The sequence below is a fragment of the Xanthomonas sp. NCPPB 2250 genome, from assembly GCF_056725265.1.
Genome location: NZ_CM161520.1, coordinates 372,030 through 386,576 on the forward strand (window position 1 = coordinate 372,030; position 14,547 = coordinate 386,576).

At 69.4% G+C, this 14,547-nt stretch carries 14 protein-coding genes; 10 read left to right on the forward strand and 4 right to left on the reverse strand.

What is annotated here, in order from left to right:
* Positions 1-250 precede the first annotated feature (250 nt).
* The 6 genes from AC1PMG_RS01635 to AC1PMG_RS01660 all read left to right on the forward strand — a co-directional run bounded on the left by AC1PMG_RS01635 (position 251) and on the right by AC1PMG_RS01660 (position 5,669).
* Positions 251-829: a hypothetical protein gene (locus tag AC1PMG_RS01635; protein ID WP_342074572.1), complete on the forward strand. Its 579-nt coding sequence runs from the start codon at positions 251-253 to the stop codon at positions 827-829.
* Positions 826-1,026 (forward strand): helix-turn-helix transcriptional regulator, encoded by a 201-nt coding sequence (locus tag AC1PMG_RS01640; protein ID WP_017908434.1) that lies wholly within the window; start codon positions 826-828, stop codon positions 1,024-1,026. Before AC1PMG_RS01635 ends, AC1PMG_RS01640 begins: the two co-directional genes overlap by 4 nt.
* Positions 1,027-1,116: 90 nt before the next feature.
* Positions 1,117-2,631 (forward strand): alpha/beta hydrolase, encoded by a 1,515-nt coding sequence (locus AC1PMG_RS01645; protein WP_481110416.1) that lies wholly within the window; start codon positions 1,117-1,119, stop codon positions 2,629-2,631.
* Between the two features lie 31 nt (positions 2,632-2,662).
* Positions 2,663-3,409: an ABC transporter ATP-binding protein gene (locus AC1PMG_RS01650; protein WP_017912098.1), complete on the forward strand. Its 747-nt coding sequence runs from the start codon at positions 2,663-2,665 to the stop codon at positions 3,407-3,409.
* Positions 3,406-4,587 carry an ABC transporter permease gene (locus tag AC1PMG_RS01655; protein WP_481110417.1) on the forward strand — a complete coding sequence of 394 codons (1,182 nt, stop codon included), beginning with the start codon at positions 3,406-3,408 and terminating at the stop codon, positions 4,585-4,587. Before AC1PMG_RS01650 ends, AC1PMG_RS01655 begins: the two co-directional genes overlap by 4 nt.
* Before the next feature lie 173 nt (positions 4,588-4,760).
* Positions 4,761-5,669: a CPBP family intramembrane glutamic endopeptidase gene (locus tag AC1PMG_RS01660; RefSeq protein ID WP_481110418.1), complete on the forward strand. Its 909-nt coding sequence runs from the start codon at positions 4,761-4,763 to the stop codon at positions 5,667-5,669.
* Between the two features lie 96 nt (positions 5,670-5,765).
* Here AC1PMG_RS01660 and AC1PMG_RS01665 read toward each other — a convergent pair whose 3' ends face one another.
* Positions 5,766-6,776 carry an energy transducer TonB gene (locus AC1PMG_RS01665; protein WP_481110419.1) on the reverse strand — a complete coding sequence of 337 codons (1,011 nt, stop codon included), beginning with the start codon at positions 6,774-6,776 and terminating at the stop codon, positions 5,766-5,768.
* A 171-nt stretch (positions 6,777-6,947) separates the two neighbouring features.
* Positions 6,948-7,556 (reverse strand): TIGR00645 family protein, encoded by a 609-nt coding sequence (locus AC1PMG_RS01670; protein ID WP_017908501.1) that lies wholly within the window; start codon positions 7,554-7,556, stop codon positions 6,948-6,950.
* Between the two features lie 112 nt (positions 7,557-7,668).
* On the opposite strand from AC1PMG_RS01670, the gene AC1PMG_RS01675 reads away from it, so the two are divergent.
* The 4 genes from AC1PMG_RS01675 to AC1PMG_RS01690 all read left to right on the forward strand — a co-directional run bounded on the left by AC1PMG_RS01675 (position 7,669) and on the right by AC1PMG_RS01690 (position 13,351).
* The gene (locus AC1PMG_RS01675; RefSeq protein ID WP_017908502.1) at positions 7,669-8,358 is read left to right on the forward strand and encodes a glutathione binding-like protein; all 690 of its coding nucleotides are present in this window, start codon (positions 7,669-7,671) and stop codon (positions 8,356-8,358) included.
* A 70-nt stretch (positions 8,359-8,428) separates the two neighbouring features.
* Complete coding sequence (locus AC1PMG_RS01680) at positions 8,429-10,660, forward strand: S9 family peptidase (RefSeq protein WP_481110420.1); 2,232 nt, start codon at positions 8,429-8,431, stop codon at positions 10,658-10,660.
* A 52-nt stretch (positions 10,661-10,712) separates the two neighbouring features.
* Complete coding sequence (locus tag AC1PMG_RS01685) at positions 10,713-11,297, forward strand: cytochrome c oxidase assembly factor Coa1 family protein (protein WP_481110421.1); 585 nt, start codon at positions 10,713-10,715, stop codon at positions 11,295-11,297.
* 248 nt (positions 11,298-11,545) lie between these two features.
* On the forward strand, positions 11,546-13,351 hold the full coding sequence (locus AC1PMG_RS01690; protein WP_481110422.1) for a DUF885 domain-containing protein: 1,806 nt from the start codon (positions 11,546-11,548) through the stop codon (positions 13,349-13,351).
* 41 nt (positions 13,352-13,392) lie between these two features.
* Here AC1PMG_RS01690 and AC1PMG_RS01695 read toward each other — a convergent pair whose 3' ends face one another.
* On the reverse strand, positions 13,393-13,758 hold the full coding sequence (locus tag AC1PMG_RS01695) for a hypothetical protein (RefSeq protein WP_342074563.1): 366 nt from the start codon (positions 13,756-13,758) through the stop codon (positions 13,393-13,395).
* Positions 13,759-13,983: 225 nt separating this feature from the next.
* Entirely contained in the window at positions 13,984-14,427 is a 444-nt protein-coding gene (locus tag AC1PMG_RS01700; protein ID WP_152181558.1) for a hypothetical protein, read from the reverse strand.
* Positions 14,428-14,547: the final 120 nt, after the last annotated feature.

A 14,547-nucleotide genomic window follows, 5' to 3' on the forward strand; every position in this document is an offset into this window, starting at 1 on the left:
GCTGCATGTTTCCGAAGCGTCGAGCGCGCTTCGCGCCCTTACCCTCACCCCAACCCCTCTCCCGGTGGGAGAGGGGCTAGTTGCGCCGGCTTGCCGGTGATTTCGTTTTGTCTGTAAAGGACGCTTGACAGCCGACATTGGCGCGCGCATTCTCCTGTCAAGCGTGCTTGACAGGGGGAAGGTCGGCACGGCATACGCGGCAGCCGCGAGGGTGCCGGATCGGGGATCGGCTGAGTATCGGGGACAGGTGATGGGCAACTGCAGGCGCAACGCGATCGTGGTGCTGTGCGTGAGTCTGGCGCTGCTGGCGGCGGGGACCTGGCTGCCGCTCGGCGGCAGCGACTACCTGCGCGGGGTGTGCATGGGCGTCGGCATCGGCGGCCTGTTCATGGCGCTGCTGCTGTGGTGGTCGCGGGGCAGCCTGGCCGACAGCGCGCCGCGGGCGCTGGCGCGGCGCTACTACCGCGAGTTCTTTCCGCCGATGGGCGCCTACGTGGTGGTGATGCTGTTCTGGAAGCGCCTGCTCGACAGCGTGGACGTGCTGTGGCTGCGCGTGGTGGTCGCGCTGTTGCCGGCGCTGATGTTGGCCCTGGTGATCCGTGCGGTGGCGCGCTTCGTGCGCGACTCCGACGAACTGCAGCGGCGCATCGAGTTGGAGTCCATCGCCATCGCCGCCGGATTGACTTGTGGCGTCTACATGGCCGCCGGGTTCCTGCAGGCGGCGCAGGTCATCGCGCTGTCGGCCTCGAGCGCGATGCTGTGGGTGTTTCCCGCGCTGTGCATGACCTATGGGGTGGTCAAGGTCGCGAACGCGCGCCGCTACCAATGAATAGCCGCATCCGAGAACTGCGCGAGGCGCACGGCTGGTCGCAGGGCGAACTTGGCGAGCGGCTGGGCGTGTCGCGTCAAACCATCAATGCGCTGGAGACGGGCAAGTACGATCCGAGCCTGCCGCTGGCGTTCCGCATCGCGCGGCTGTTCGCGCACAGCATCGAGCAGGTGTTCCTGTTCGATGAGGGCGAGTAACCGCGCACTCCGTTCCATGCCCCGCCGGGCACCGACGACGCCATGTTTCGGCATGGCATTCTGCAAGCCATGAACTCAAGGATGCGAACCATGCGACACCCCTCCCGGCCGTTCGCCATCGCGGCGGCCACCCTGTTGCTCGCCGCCTGCCAGGCGGCCCAGGCACCGACGCCGCAGACGTCCGAACGCAGCTACGGCGCGCTGCGCTTCCATCCGTGCACGCTGACCAATCCGGTGGCGTCCAATAACGTCGCGGCGCAGTGCACGCGCATGGCGGTGGCGGAGAATCCGGCGGCGCCGAACGGCCGCAAGATCGAACTCAACATCGCCTGGTTGCCGGTCACCGGCGAGGGCGGCAGCGACCCGGATCCGGTGTTCTTCCTGGCCGGCGGTCCCGGCCAGGCCGCCACCCAGGTCGCCAGCATCGTCGACATGGCGCTGCGCGAGACCCGCAAGCGCCGCGACGTGTTCCTGATCGACCAGCGCGGCACCGGCCAGTCCAATCCGCTGAGCTGCCTGGGGCCGGACGGCAAGGACATGCCGCTGGCCGATCCGGCGCGCGCGCCCACCGCCGCCGAGCTGGTCGACTACGCCCGCCGCTGCGCGCAGTCGCTGCAGGGCCGTGCCGATCCGCGCTACTACACCACCACCCAGGCGATCGGCGACCTGGATGCGGTGCGCGCCGCGCTGGGCGTGGACAAGATCAACCTGATCGGCGGGTCCTACGGCACCCGCGTCGCCCAGCAGTACGCGCGTCGCTACGCGCCGCACGTGCGCAGCGTGGTCACCGATGGCGTGGCGCCGAACGACCTGGTGGTCGGCGGCGAATTCGCCACGACCTTCGAGGACGCGATCGCGCTGCAGGCCGAGCAGTGCAAGGCCGACCCGGCCTGCGCCAAGCGCTTCCCCACCGATACCCGCGCGCAGTTGCGGGCGGTGGTGGAGCGGCTGCGGCAGGCGCCGGTGGAGGTGGACTACCGCGATCCGGCCAGCGGTGAAAGTCGCCACGACCGCGTCACCGCCGACACCGTCACCAGCCTGGCGTTCTCGTTCTCCTACGCGCCGCAGACCGCGTCGCTGCTGCCCCTGGTGCTGGACGAAGCGGCCAACGGCCGCTACGGGCCGCTGATGTCGCTGGCAAAGATGATGGGCGGGCAACTGGACGGGCAGATGAATCGCGGCATGCAGTGGTCGGTGATCTGCGCCGAGGACGCCGACCGCTATCACGCCCCGCAGACGCACGACACGCTGCTCGGCCCGGAGGTGGCGCAGATGTTCTTCGCCGCCTGCCCGGCCTGGCCGACCGGCACCCGTCCGGCCGACTTCACCGCGCCGTTCACCTCCACCTTGCCGGTGCTGCTGACCTCCGGCCAGCTGGATCCGGTGACGCCGCCACGCTATGCCGAGCGCGTGCTCAAGGGCCTGCCCAACGGCCGCCACCTGGTGGTGCGCGGCCAGGGCCACGGCACCATGACCCTGGGTTGCATGCCCAAGCTGCTCGGCCAGTTCTTCGAGACCGCCGATGCCAAGCACCTCGATGCCACCTGCCTGGACGCGATGAGCGGCGTGCCGGCCTTCACTTCATTCAACGGATGGGAACCATGAGCTGCGCAGCGTTCGACAGGGAGGGGCAGGCATGATCGTCGCCGACAATCTGCACAAGGCGTTCAAGACCCGCGCCGGCACCGTGCAGGCGGTGCAAGGGGTCAGCTTCCAGGCCGCCGACGGCCAGATCACCGGCCTGCTCGGTCCCAATGGCGCCGGCAAGACCACCACCTTGCGCATGCTGTACACGCTGATGGCGCCGGACCAGGGCCAGGTGCGCGTGGACGGCGTCGACGTGGGCCAGGATCCGATGGCGGTGCGGCGCGCGCTGGGCGTGCTGCCGGATGCGCGCGGGGTGTACAAGCGGCTGACCGCGCGCGAGAACATCGCCTACTTCGGCGAGCTGCACGGGCTGTCGGCGGCACGCATCGCCGAGCGCACCCGGTTGCTGTCGAAGGCGCTGGACATGGACGACATCCTCGACCGCCAGACCGAAGGCTTCAGCCAGGGCCAGCGCACCAAGACCGCGATCGCCCGCGCGCTGGTCCACGACCCGCGCAACGTGATCCTGGACGAACCCACCAACGGCCTGGACGTGATGACCACGCGCGCATTGCGCGGCTTCCTGCGCGAGCTGCGCGAGGAAGGGCGTTGCGTGATCTTCTCCAGCCACATCATGCAGGAGGTGGCGGCGCTGTGCGATCGCATCGTCATCATCGCCAAGGGCACGGTGGTGGCCGCCGGTACCGCCGATGAACTGCGCGCCCTCACCGGCGAACCCAATCTGGAAGACGCCTTCGTCAAGGCGATCGGCAGCGACGAGGGACTGCACGCATGAGCCTGCTCCGTACCGTATTCACCGTGATGCGCAAGGAATTGCGCGACCTCTCGCGCGATCGCCGCACCCTGGCGCTGGCGCTGCTGCTGGGCCCGCTGCTGTACCCGGCGCTGATCCTGGGCATGGGCGCGCTGGCCGAGAGCCGGGTGCGCACCCAGATCGACAAGCCGCTGGACATTCCGGTGATCGGCCGCGAACGCGCGCCGAACCTGGTGGCCTTCCTCGCCGCGCAGGGCTTGAACGCAGTCGCCCCGCCGAAGGACCTGACCGGGGCGATCCGCAGCCAGGACGTGGATCTTGCGCTGAAGATCGACGAGGACTACGCCAACGCCTGGCACGAAGGGCGCCCGGCGCTGGTGGAGATCATCAAGGACAGCACCCGCCGCGATGCCGACATCCCGACCCAGCGGGTGCAGGCCGCGCTGGGCATGTACGGCCAGCAGGTCGGTGCCTTGCGCCTGCTGGCGCGCGGCATCGATTCGCAGGTATCGCGGCCGCTGGATGTGGCACTGCAGGACCTGGCCACACCCGAGGCCAAGCGTGGCGCGTTGCTGGCGATGCTGCTGCCGGTGCTGCTGACCATCACCTCGTTCATCGGCGGCGCGTACCTGATCCTCGACGCCACCGCCGGCGAACGCGAGCGGCAATCGCTGGAGCCGCTGCTGGCCACGCCGGCCTCGCGCAGCGCCATCGTCAGCGGCAAGATCACCGCCGCCTGCGTGGTCGGCCTGGTCTCGCTGCTGCTGACGCTGCTCGCGTTCAAGCTCAGCGCGCAGGTGGCCAGCGGCATCGGCCGCCAGCTCAACGTCAGCTTCGTGGCGATGCTGCAGATGCTGTTCGTGCTGCTGCCGATGCTGTTCATCGGCACCTCGTTGCTGACCTATCTGGCGGCCGCGGCCAAGAGCATGAAGGAAGCGCAGAGCCACATGACCTGGCTGATGCTGCTGCCGATGCTGCCGGGCTATGCGTTGATGGTGTATCCGCTGAAGACCACGCTGTGGCAGTTCGCGGTGCCGTTCCTGGCGCAGAACCAGATGCTGATGAAGATCATCCGCCGCGAGACGATCGATCCGCAGATCTGGGCGGTGTACCTGCTCACCGGTTTCGGCCTGGCCGCGGTGCTGTGGCTGGCGGCGGTGCGCCGCTACCGGCAGGAACAGCTGGCGATCTCCGGCTGAGCAGGAGGCAGCGCGCGGGCCGGGTCCGCGCGCTGCACGCCCGTCGTCGCGGGGCCGCGCAGGAAACGCGATCGTGATGCACACTCGCTGCGCGCAGCGGAGTCGTCCGTCCTGCCGATGCTTCCTCCGCAGCGAGCCTTTGCATGTCTCCAGATCCACACGATGTCCCAGCAATGATGGCCTCCGGCGCCAGGCGCCTGCTGGTGCTGGGCGAGGCGCGCATCCTGCAGCCGGGGAGGGTGCGCTGGCTGCGGGCGCTGCTCTGGGCGATCGCATTGCTGGCGCTGATGATCGTCGTGGCGACGGCGGTGCCGCTGCTGTGCGCCAGGCTGCTTCCGCCGGGCGCGGATCGGCTCGCGCCGTATGCGACGGCGCTGACGGCCGCCGTGCTCTACGCAATCGCGGTGCGCCTGGGCGAGCGGCGCTGGCCGGCGGAACTCGCCTGGCGCGCCGCGCCCCTGCAGTTGGGCGTGGGGCTGCTGTTGGGGGCGGTCATGTTCGCGGCGGTGATGGCGATCATGGCGGCGTTCGGCGTCTACGCGATCCGCTGGACCGGGCCGGCGCCGGTGTGGGCGCCGCTCGGCAGGGCGCTGCAGGCCGGCGTGGTGGAAGAACTGATGCTGCGCGCGATCCTGTTGCGGTTGCTGTGGCGTGCGTTCGGGCCATGGCTGGCGTTCGCACTCTCGGCGCTGCTGTTCGGCCTGGCCCACCTCGGCAATCCGAACGCGAGCGTGTTCGCCGCGCTCTGCATCGCGGTGGAGGCGGGCGTCATGCTGGGCGCGTTCTACGTGCTCAGCGGCCGGCTCTGGGTCTCCATCGGCGTGCATGCGGCCTGGAACTTCACCCAGGGCTATCTGTTCGGCGCGGCGGTATCGGGGACCGACATGGGGCCGGCAATCGCGCGCAGCACGGCGCAGGCCGGGGTGCCGGAATGGTTGAGCGGTGGCGCGTTCGGCCCGGAGGCCTCGCTGCCCGGCCTGCTGGTGTGCACGGTGGTGGGCGCGATCGCGACCTGGATGGCCTGGCGCAAGGGGCGCTTCGGCGTCTCCGCGCGCAGTGCGGGCATGACACCGACGCCCTGATCGCGCTGGTCGAAGTGGTTCGGTCGGCGCGGTGTTGCGCCTGCGCTTTCGCTGCGCGCCCGGCAGCCGCCGGGCACGCACGTGTCATCGTTGGACTCAGCCGCCGGGATTGAACGCCAGCGTGCGGCGGGTGGTCACCGGCGCGCTGACGGGTTCGAAGCGCCAGCGCTTGGTGGCGTTCAAGGCCTCGCGGTCGAACACCCGCGGCGGCGTGGAGCGCAGCACGCGGGCATTGGTGACCGCGCCGTCGGTGCCGACGGTGATCTCCACCAGCACTTCGCCCGCGGTGCCCGAGCGCAGTGCTTCGGGCGGATAGCGCGGCGCCGGGGTGCTGATCGGACGCAGCGTCTGTGCGGTGGCGGCAGCGGCCGGCGTGGCCGCGGGGGTTGCTGCCGGTGCCGGCGTCGGTTGCGTGGTGGCGGCGGGCGTGGCGGGGCGCGCAGCGGCCTGGCGTTCGGCCTCCTGGCGTGCGCTCTCGCGGCGCGCGGCCTCCTGCTGTGCGGCGATCTGCTGCGCCGCCTGCGCCTCGCTGGCCTGTTGCTGCGCCTGCTTCTGCTGCTCGGCCGCCAGCTTGGCCTTCTGCTCGGCGTCCTTCTTGGCCTTGTCGGTCTCGTCCTGGCTGCGCTGGGCCACGGCCTCCATGCCCTTGCTCACGCCCTGCTTGAGCCGCGGCAGCGCCGGCGCCTGCGGATCCATCTTCTCGATCAGCCCGATCAGGCGCTGGGCTTCCGGGAAGTCCTCGCGGTTGATGCTCTGTTCGGCGGCGATCAGCGTATACGGCATCAGGTCGGTCAGCGCGCTCTTGACCCCGGCGTCGTCCGGCTGCTTGTCGCGCAACGCCAGGTAGTACTCGACCGCGTTGTTGCCGGCCGGTGCGTACATGCGGTTCTCGCGCAGCGCCTGGCTGGCCGAGTCGTGCAACTGTTCGGTGCCCATCGACTGCACCTTGGCCGAGACCGCCGGCGGCGCCGGTGCGTTGGCCGCGGCGGTGGCCGGTGCAGCGCTGGGTGGTGCGGCCTCTTCCTGCTTGGAGCAGGCCGCCAGCGCGGCCAGCAACAGGATCGGCGCGACCCGGCGCGCCTTGGCGAGTGTGGTGAGTTGCGACATGCGTCCCCCTGAATCCCCGGTGTTGGCAATCAACGATGCGACGGCGGTGCGTTCGCGGTGCTGCGGCCCCCATGCCGCCAGCGCACCCCATCGGTCAATCTAGCATCCGCGGCCGCCGCGTGCGTGGCAGCCGCTGCCATGCGGCAAAAAGCGTGACGCGGCGCGCGCCGGTCAATGCGCCGGCCGCGCCGGCGCGGACGCGGACATGATCCGGTCGGTCCAGGCGATGCCGATCGCCGACAGGATGAAGATGCCATGGATGATGGTCTGCCACAGCACGCCGGTGGCGGTCAGCGTCGCGCAGCTCTTCAGGTCCACCGTCCCCACGGCGCTGGCCAGCTGTTCCGGCGAGCACATCGGCATGCCGCCGAGCGCGCCGACCGCGATGAAGGTCTTGAGCAGGTGGATCGAGGAGATGCCGATGATCGACAGCGCCAGCTTGACCTTGAGCACGCTGGCGTTGACGTGGCTCAGCCACTCCGGCTGGTCCGGATGGCCTTCCAGGCCCAGCCGCGACACGAAGGTCTCGTAGCCGCCGACGATCACCATCACCAGCAGGTTGGAGATCATCACCACGTCGATTAGGCCGAGCACGATCAGCATGATCTGCTGCTCGCCCAGGCTCGGCGCCTCGTGGATCAGGTGCCACAGCTCCTTGCCGAACAGGAACACGTAGACGCCCTGGGCCACGATCAGTCCCAGGTACAGCGGCAACTGCAGCCAGCGCGAGGCGAAGATCAGGTTGGACAGGGGATGCAGGCGGGGCCGCTCTGGAGTCATGGCGTGGTCTGGAATGCTGCGTTGCGGGAGCGGCCAGGGTACCCGGCCGGCGATGACGCTGCCAAGCCGGGGGGCGCCGCTACACTCGGGCTCCCCTTCCAGGAGCGCCGTCATGATCGATCTGTACTACTGGCCCACCCCCAATGGGCACAAGGTCACGCTGTTCCTCGAGGAAGCCGGGCTGGACTACACGCTCAAGCCGGTCAACATCGGTGCCGGCGAGCAGTTCGCCCCCGACTTCCTGGCGATCTCGCCGAACAACAAGATGCCGGCCATCGTCGACCATGCCCCGGCCGACGGCGGCGCGCCGCAGAGCGTGTTCGAGTCCGGCGCGATCCTGTTGTACCTGGCCGAGAAGACCGGCCGCTTCCTCCCGGCCGATCCGCGCGGGCGCGTGCTCGCGCTGGAATGGCTGTTCTGGCAGATGGCCGGACTCGGCCCGATGACCGGGCAGATGGGCCATTTCAACGTCTACGCGCCGGAGAAGATCGGCTATGCGATCGAACGCTACGGCAACGAGGTGCGGCGCCTGCACGGCGTGCTGGACAAGCGCCTGGCCCACAGCGCCTACCTGGCCGGCGACGACTACGGCATCGCCGACATGGCCAGCTACCCGTGGATCGAGGTGTACAACGGGCTGACCCCCGACTACGCCGCCTTCCCGCACCTCAAGCGCTGGCACGAGGCCATCGCCGCACGTCCGGCCACCCAGCGCGCCTACGCGTTGAAGGAACAGGTGAACCCGAACGCGGGCAAGCCGCTCAGCGACGCCGAGCGCAAGCACCTGTTCGGGCAGCGCTGAGCCGGCGCGCTTCTCAAATCCCGGGCGCACGCGCATCATCCGTGCGCTCGGTGCTCCATCAGGAACCTTCATGCGCTCTCTGTTCGCCGCTCTCGCCCTCATGCTCGCCACCCCCATCGTTCCCGCCCACGCCGAGAAACTGACCCTGGAGGCCATCACCGGCAGCAAGCCGCTGTCCGGGCCGACCCTGATGAAGCCCAAGGTGGCGCCGGACGGCTCGCGGGTGACCTTCCTGCGCGGCAAGGACAGCGACCGCAACCAGCTGGACCTGTGGGAATACGACATCGCCAGCGGCCAGACCCGCATGCTGGTGGATTCCAAGCTGGTGCTGCCGGGCACCGAGACCCTGAGCGACGAGGAGAAGGCGCGCCGCGAGCGCCAGCGCATCGCCGCCTACACCGGCATCGTCGAGTACCAGTGGGCGCCGGACACGCATGCGCTGCTGTTCCCGCTCGGCGGCGAGCTGTACCTGTACGACCTGCGCAAGACCGGCAGCGCCGCGGTGCGCAAGCTCACCCACGGCGAAGGCTTCGTCACCGATCCGAAGATCTCGCCCAAGGGCGGCTACGTCAGCTTCGTGCGCGGGCGCAACCTGTGGGTGATCGATCTGGCCAGCGGCCAGCAGCACCAGCTCACCCGCGACGGCAGCGAGACCATCGGCAACGGCGTGGCCGAGTTCGTCGCCGACGAGGAAATGGATCGCCACACCGGCTACTGGTGGGCGCCGGACGACTCGGCGATCGCCTTCGCGCGCATCGACGAAACCGAGGTGCCGGTGCAGAAGCGCCCGGAGGTCTACGCCGACCATACCGAGGTGGTGGAGCAGCGCTACCCGCAGGCCGGCCAGCCCAACGTGAAGGTGCAACTCGGCACAATCGCGCCGCGCGCCGGCGCGCAGCCGCAGTGGATCGACCTGGGCAAGAACCCGGACATCTACTTGGCGCGGGTGGACTGGCGCGATCCGCAACGGCTGACCTTCCAGCGCCAGTCGCGCGACCAGAAGCGCCTGGAGCTGATCGAGGCGACCCTGGCCACCGGCAAGCAGCGCGTGCTGATCACCGAGACCAGCCCGACCTGGGTGCCGCTCACCTACGACCTGCACTTCCTCAAGGACGGACGCTTCGTCTGGGGTTCGGAGCGCAGCGGCTACGAACACCTGTACCTGGCCTCGGAAGACGGCCGCACGCTGCGCCCGCTGACCCAGGGCGAGTGGGTGGTGGACGAGCTGCTGGCGGTGGACGAGGCGGCCGGCAAGGTCTATTTCTCCGCGACCAAGGCGTCGCCGACGCAGACGCAGATCTACACGGTGCCGCTGGCCGGCGGTGCCATCGAGCAGCTGTCCAAGCCCAATGGCACACATGCCGCCAGCTTCGCCAAGAACGCCAGCGTGTATGTCGACAGCTGGTCCAACACGACCACGCCGCCGCAGATCGAGCTGTTCCGCGCCACTGGCGAAAAGATCGCCACCCTGCTGGTCAACGACCTGGCCGATCCGCAACACCCGTATGCGGCCTACCGCGCCGCGCAGCGTCCGGTCGAGTTCGGCACCATGAACGCCGCCGACGGCAAGACCCAGCTGCACTACCGGCTGATGAAGCCGGACGGGTTCGACCCCGGCAAGCGCTACCCCGTGGTGGTCTACGTGTACGGCGGCCCGGCCGCGCAGACCGTGGTCGACGGCTGGCCCGGCCGCGGCGATGCGCTGTTCGACCAGTACCTGGCGCAGCACGGCTATGTGGTGTTCTCGCTGGACAACCGCGGCACGCCGCGCCGCGGCCGCGATTTTGGCGGCGCGCTGTACCAGCACCAGGGCACCGTGGAAGTGGACGACCAGTTGCGCGGCGTGGCCTGGCTGAAGGCGCAGCCGTGGGTGGATGCGGCGCGTATCGGCGTGTACGGCTGGTCCAACGGCGGCTACATGACCCTGATGCTGCTGGCCAAGCACAGCGAGGCCTATGCCTGTGGCGCCGCCGGCGCGCCGGTGACCGACTGGGGTCTGTACGACAGCCACTACACCGAGCGCTACATGAACCTGCCCAAGGCCAATCTCGACGGCTACCGCGACAGCCGCGTGGCCGCGCACCTGGACGGGCTGACCTCGCAGTTGCTGCTGCTGCACGGCATGGCCGACGACAACGTGCTGTTCACCAATTCCACCTCGCTGATGAGCGAACTGCAGAAGCGCGGCAAGCTGTTCGAGCTGATGACCTATCCGGGCGCCAAGCACGGCCTGTCCGGCAGCAACGCGCTGCACCGCTACCGCACCACCGAAGCCTTCCTGGCGCGCTGCCTCAAGCCCTGAGTGCGCCGTTCCGCTTCCACCTTTCCTCTTCCGCACGACAAGGAGTGACGTCATGTCGAGTCCGCCGCCGCTGCCCGGCACGCCCGGTCCCACCTCCACCACGGCGCTGCCGCCGGCCAGGCGCGGCTGGTGGGCGCGGCACTGGAAGTGGGCGGTGCCGCTGATCGTGCTGGTGCTCGGCGCCCTGCTGCTCGCGTCGATCGCGGTGTTCGTGCTCGGCATCGCGCGCGTCACCAAGTCGTCCGAGCCGTACCGGGTCGGCGTGATGGCCGCGCAACACGACCCGCGCGTGGCGGCCGCGCTGGGCGCGCCGATCAAGGACGGCATCATGCCCAGCGGCAGCTTCAACAGCAGCGGCGGCGGCAGTGGCAATGCCGAGCTGAGCGTGTCGCTGCACGGCAGCCGCGCCAACGGCACCCTGTACATCGAAGCCGAGCGCCATGCGGGCGAGTGGCACTACACCACCTTGCAGGTATTGCCGGATGCGGGTGAAGCGATCCCGCTGCTCGATGCGCTCGGGCAGGACGCCGAGGACGAGGACGAAGAGGCGGACGGGATGGCGGTCGAGGCGCCGCCGGTGCCCGCCACGGACGTCGACGACAGTGCCACGCCGGCCGAGGCCGACGCGACGAAGTAAGTAGCGGCGAACGATCTGCCGCCCCCCGCGCCGCGTGGTGCGTGGGGGGCGCCATGTGGGGGCGCGATCGCACCGCCCATGTCCTGCAATCATGCGCTCTGCTGCCGGCACAGCATGTGCGCGACCGCGGCGGCATAGTCTTCACCCACATGCTGCACCACGGCGTGGCGGCGGCCATGACCTCCGGCAGATGGCCGAGCCGGCACGCGCCGCGTACGGTCCTGGCATCATTCTGTCGGAGCTGCGCCATGAAGCCACGTGTCCTCGCCATCGCCCTGACCCTGGCACTGGCGGCGCCTTCGCCATTTCCCGCGCTGGCTGCGGCGGCCGCGCCGGCTGCCGCAGCCGCCACGCGCGCGCCGGCCTGGGTGGAGCGCAGCAATGGGTTCGCGCAGATCCTGCTGCAGGCGCAGGCGCCGTTCCAGGCCGAGGAAGTGAGCTTCTTCGGCGTGCCGGGATTCGACGACCAGGTCTCCGATTTCGGTCCCGACAACGCGCGGCGTTTCCGCGAGGCCACCGCTGCCGCGCGCCGCACGCTGCAGGAAAAACTGCAGGTGGAGCGCGATCCGAACGTGCGCCAGGATCTGGCGATCCTGATCCACGCCGCCGACCAGGCGATCGAGGGCAGCACGCTCAACGAGCGTTTTTTGCTGCCATGGACCGACGCGCCGCAGCATGTGTTCGGCGGACTCAACAACCTGTTGTCCGAGCAGGTACCGGCGGCGCGCCGCGCCAAGGCGCTGCTGCGGCTGCAGCGCTACGTCGGTTTGGCGCCGGGCAGCACCTCGATCCTGCTGCTGGCGCGGCAACGCTACGAAGAAAAGCGCGCCGACGGAAAGCTCCTGCAGCCGACCAGGCGCGAGGTCGAGCAGGCCTTGAGCAACGTCGATACCTACGCCAAGGGCATTCGCGCGCTGTTCGCCGAGTACAAGATCACCGGCGCGGATGCGGCGCTGGCGGCGCTGGACAAGCAATTCCAGGACTACGCCACGTGGACCCGCACGGTCGTGCTGCCGCAGGCGCGCGAGGATGCGCGCCTGCCGCCCGAGCTGTATGCGTTCCAGCTCAAGCAGGTCGGCATCGACATCGCGCCGCAGGTGCTGATGCAGCGCGCGCAGCTGGAATTCATGGAAACCCGCGCGGCGATGCAGCAGCTGGCGCCGCAGGTGGCCGCGGCCAAGGGCCTGCGCGGCGACGACGCCCGCGATTACCGCGCGGTGCTGCGCGCGCTCAAGCGCGACACCATTCCCGACGACAAGCTCGAAGCCCACTACCGCAGCGTCATCGATCGCATCGATCCGATCATCCGCCAGCAGCGCATCGTCGACGTGCCGCAGCGGCCGATGCAGATGCGCCTGGGCTCGCCGGCCGAGAGCGCCGCGCAACCGGCGCCGCATTTCCGCCCGGCGCCGCTGGTCGGCAACACCGGCGAGCAGGGCACCTTCGTGCTGCCGCTGGGCAATCCGGACAGCGCCGGCAAGGGCGAGCACTACGACGATTTCAACTTCGGCGCGGCGGCGTGGACGCTGAGCGCCCACGAGGGCCGGCCGGGCCACGAACTGCAGTTCACCGCCATGGTCGAGCGCGGCGTGTCGCTGGCGCGCAGCCTGTTCGCGTTCAATTCGGTCAACGTCGAAGGCTGGGCGCTGTACGCCGAGGCCGAGATGGTGCCGTACGAGCCGTTGGACGGGCAGTTGATCGCCCTGCAGTTCCGCCTGCTGCGCGCGGCGCGCGCCATGCTCGACCCGATGCTCAATCTCGGCCTGATCGACCGCGAGCGGGCGCGGCTGGTGCTGGAGCACGACGTCGGCCTGTCGCCGGCGATGGCCCGGCAGGAGCTGGACCGCTACATGGTGCGCGCGCCCGGTCAGGCCGGCAGCTACTTCTACGGCTACAGCCGCATCCTGGAACTGCGCATGCGCACCGAACTGGCGCTGGGCGCCAGGTTCGACCGGCTGAAGTTCAACAACTTCCTGCTGGACCAGGGGCTGTTGCCCCCGGACCAGCTGGCCGCGGCGGTGGACGAGGAGTTCGTGCCGTCACAGCACAAGTGAGGGCCATCGTGCCGCTGCGCGAAAGCGCAGCGGCACGGCCTTCAGTGCTCGTAAGGCACGCTTTCCGGGCGCCGGCTAGGATCCGTCCAGTTGCCTTGTTTGGCGGCTGCCGGACAGATGTCCTCGTATTGGTCCACCGCAGCGATCGCGATGGGCGTCCATGCACCGCAGTGCGAGCCATGCTTGCAGCAGCGGACCGGACTGGGCTTCAAACAATAGCCTGGGTCCGCTTGCCATGTGCCACTGATCGGATCGACCGGGCTCCAGTTCTTGTCGATGCCCTTGCAACCTTGGGTGCAGAACACGAAAGGATCATTGTCGCGGCACACGAGCGTCTTGTAGACCGGTGCGGCGGTGGCGTGAAACGACAGCAAACATGTAGCGAAAATCCATATCCAACGCTTCATGGGCTCTCCTCCTGGATGAAGACGACAAGGGTTCTCTGCTGCATGAAGACGATCCAGTTCATGCATTCCCTACCCACGTGAGCGGATGCATGCGGTTCGCAGCCAAGCGGGACTGTCCGCCTTTCAGGCGGGTGAACCATAACGTAATGATGTTGCAGTGCCTGGATGCAGGCAGGCCGACGCGCAGCGGACGTCGCCGCTGTACGACTGCCCGGTGGCTCGGTTTCAGCGTCCCGCTGGTGCCGCTGGCGCCTGCGCCCCCGGCGGCACCCAGATCGCCATGCCGGCGGCACGTTTCTGCGTGGTGGGGATGCCGATGCCCAGGCCGCCGCCGACGTGGCCGCCGTAGCTGCCCGCGCCGACCGACAGGCCGCCGCCGGAGCGCTGCGACCCTACGCCCATCAGCACCACGCCATTGGCGCCGAGCTTGGCCGCGTCGCGCTTGAGCCGGTCCACCGCCGCGTCGGTCTGGCCCTGGGTACCGAAGCCGGCCGCGCTGGAGGCTTCGAGCTGGGCAATATCCACCGCCCCCGGTGGCGGCGCGGAGTAGATCTGCACCAGTGCCGGGTCGATCGGCGGGCGCGCCGCGCCGACCATGACTTTGGACGAACTGGCGCAGCCGGCCAGGGCCAGCAGCAGCGCCAACGGCAACAGCGGTCGGATGTTCATGGCCTTACCCCCGTATTCGAATCTCACGCGATCATAGGCGGGCCGGGTGAATCGTGCCGAACCCGCCGCTGTCGCACCCTCGCAGGGCCGCCGTGATCCCCATGCCAAGAGTTGGGTTGC

What these genes read in the sequence shown, in the direction of transcription:
- AC1PMG_RS01680 (WP_481110420.1), top strand. Translation starts at nt 8,429, where the DNA reads ATGCGCTCTCTGTTCGCCGCTCTCGCCCTCATGCTCGCCACCCCCATC.
- AC1PMG_RS01645 (WP_481110416.1), top strand. Translation starts at nt 1,117, where the DNA reads ATGCGACACCCCTCCCGGCCGTTCGCCATCGCGGCGGCCACCCTGTTG.
- AC1PMG_RS01660 (WP_481110418.1), top strand. Translation starts at nt 4,761, where the DNA reads ATGATGGCCTCCGGCGCCAGGCGCCTGCTGGTGCTGGGCGAGGCGCGC.
- AC1PMG_RS01695 (WP_342074563.1), bottom strand. Translation starts at nt 13,758, where the DNA reads ATGAAGCGTTGGATATGGATTTTCGCTACATGTTTGCTGTCGTTTCAC.
- AC1PMG_RS01650 (WP_017912098.1), top strand. Translation starts at nt 2,663, where the DNA reads ATGATCGTCGCCGACAATCTGCACAAGGCGTTCAAGACCCGCGCCGGC.
- AC1PMG_RS01685 (WP_481110421.1), top strand. Translation starts at nt 10,713, where the DNA reads ATGTCGAGTCCGCCGCCGCTGCCCGGCACGCCCGGTCCCACCTCCACC.
- AC1PMG_RS01670 (WP_017908501.1), bottom strand. Translation starts at nt 7,556, where the DNA reads ATGACTCCAGAGCGGCCCCGCCTGCATCCCCTGTCCAACCTGATCTTC.
- AC1PMG_RS01640 (WP_017908434.1), top strand. Translation starts at nt 826, where the DNA reads ATGAATAGCCGCATCCGAGAACTGCGCGAGGCGCACGGCTGGTCGCAG.
- AC1PMG_RS01655 (WP_481110417.1), top strand. Translation starts at nt 3,406, where the DNA reads ATGAGCCTGCTCCGTACCGTATTCACCGTGATGCGCAAGGAATTGCGC.
- AC1PMG_RS01690 (WP_481110422.1), top strand. Translation starts at nt 11,546, where the DNA reads ATGAAGCCACGTGTCCTCGCCATCGCCCTGACCCTGGCACTGGCGGCG.
- AC1PMG_RS01675 (WP_017908502.1), top strand. Translation starts at nt 7,669, where the DNA reads ATGATCGATCTGTACTACTGGCCCACCCCCAATGGGCACAAGGTCACG.
- AC1PMG_RS01635 (WP_342074572.1), top strand. Translation starts at nt 251, where the DNA reads ATGGGCAACTGCAGGCGCAACGCGATCGTGGTGCTGTGCGTGAGTCTG.
- AC1PMG_RS01665 (WP_481110419.1), bottom strand. Translation starts at nt 6,776, where the DNA reads ATGTCGCAACTCACCACACTCGCCAAGGCGCGCCGGGTCGCGCCGATC.
- AC1PMG_RS01700 (WP_152181558.1), bottom strand. Translation starts at nt 14,427, where the DNA reads ATGAACATCCGACCGCTGTTGCCGTTGGCGCTGCTGCTGGCCCTGGCC.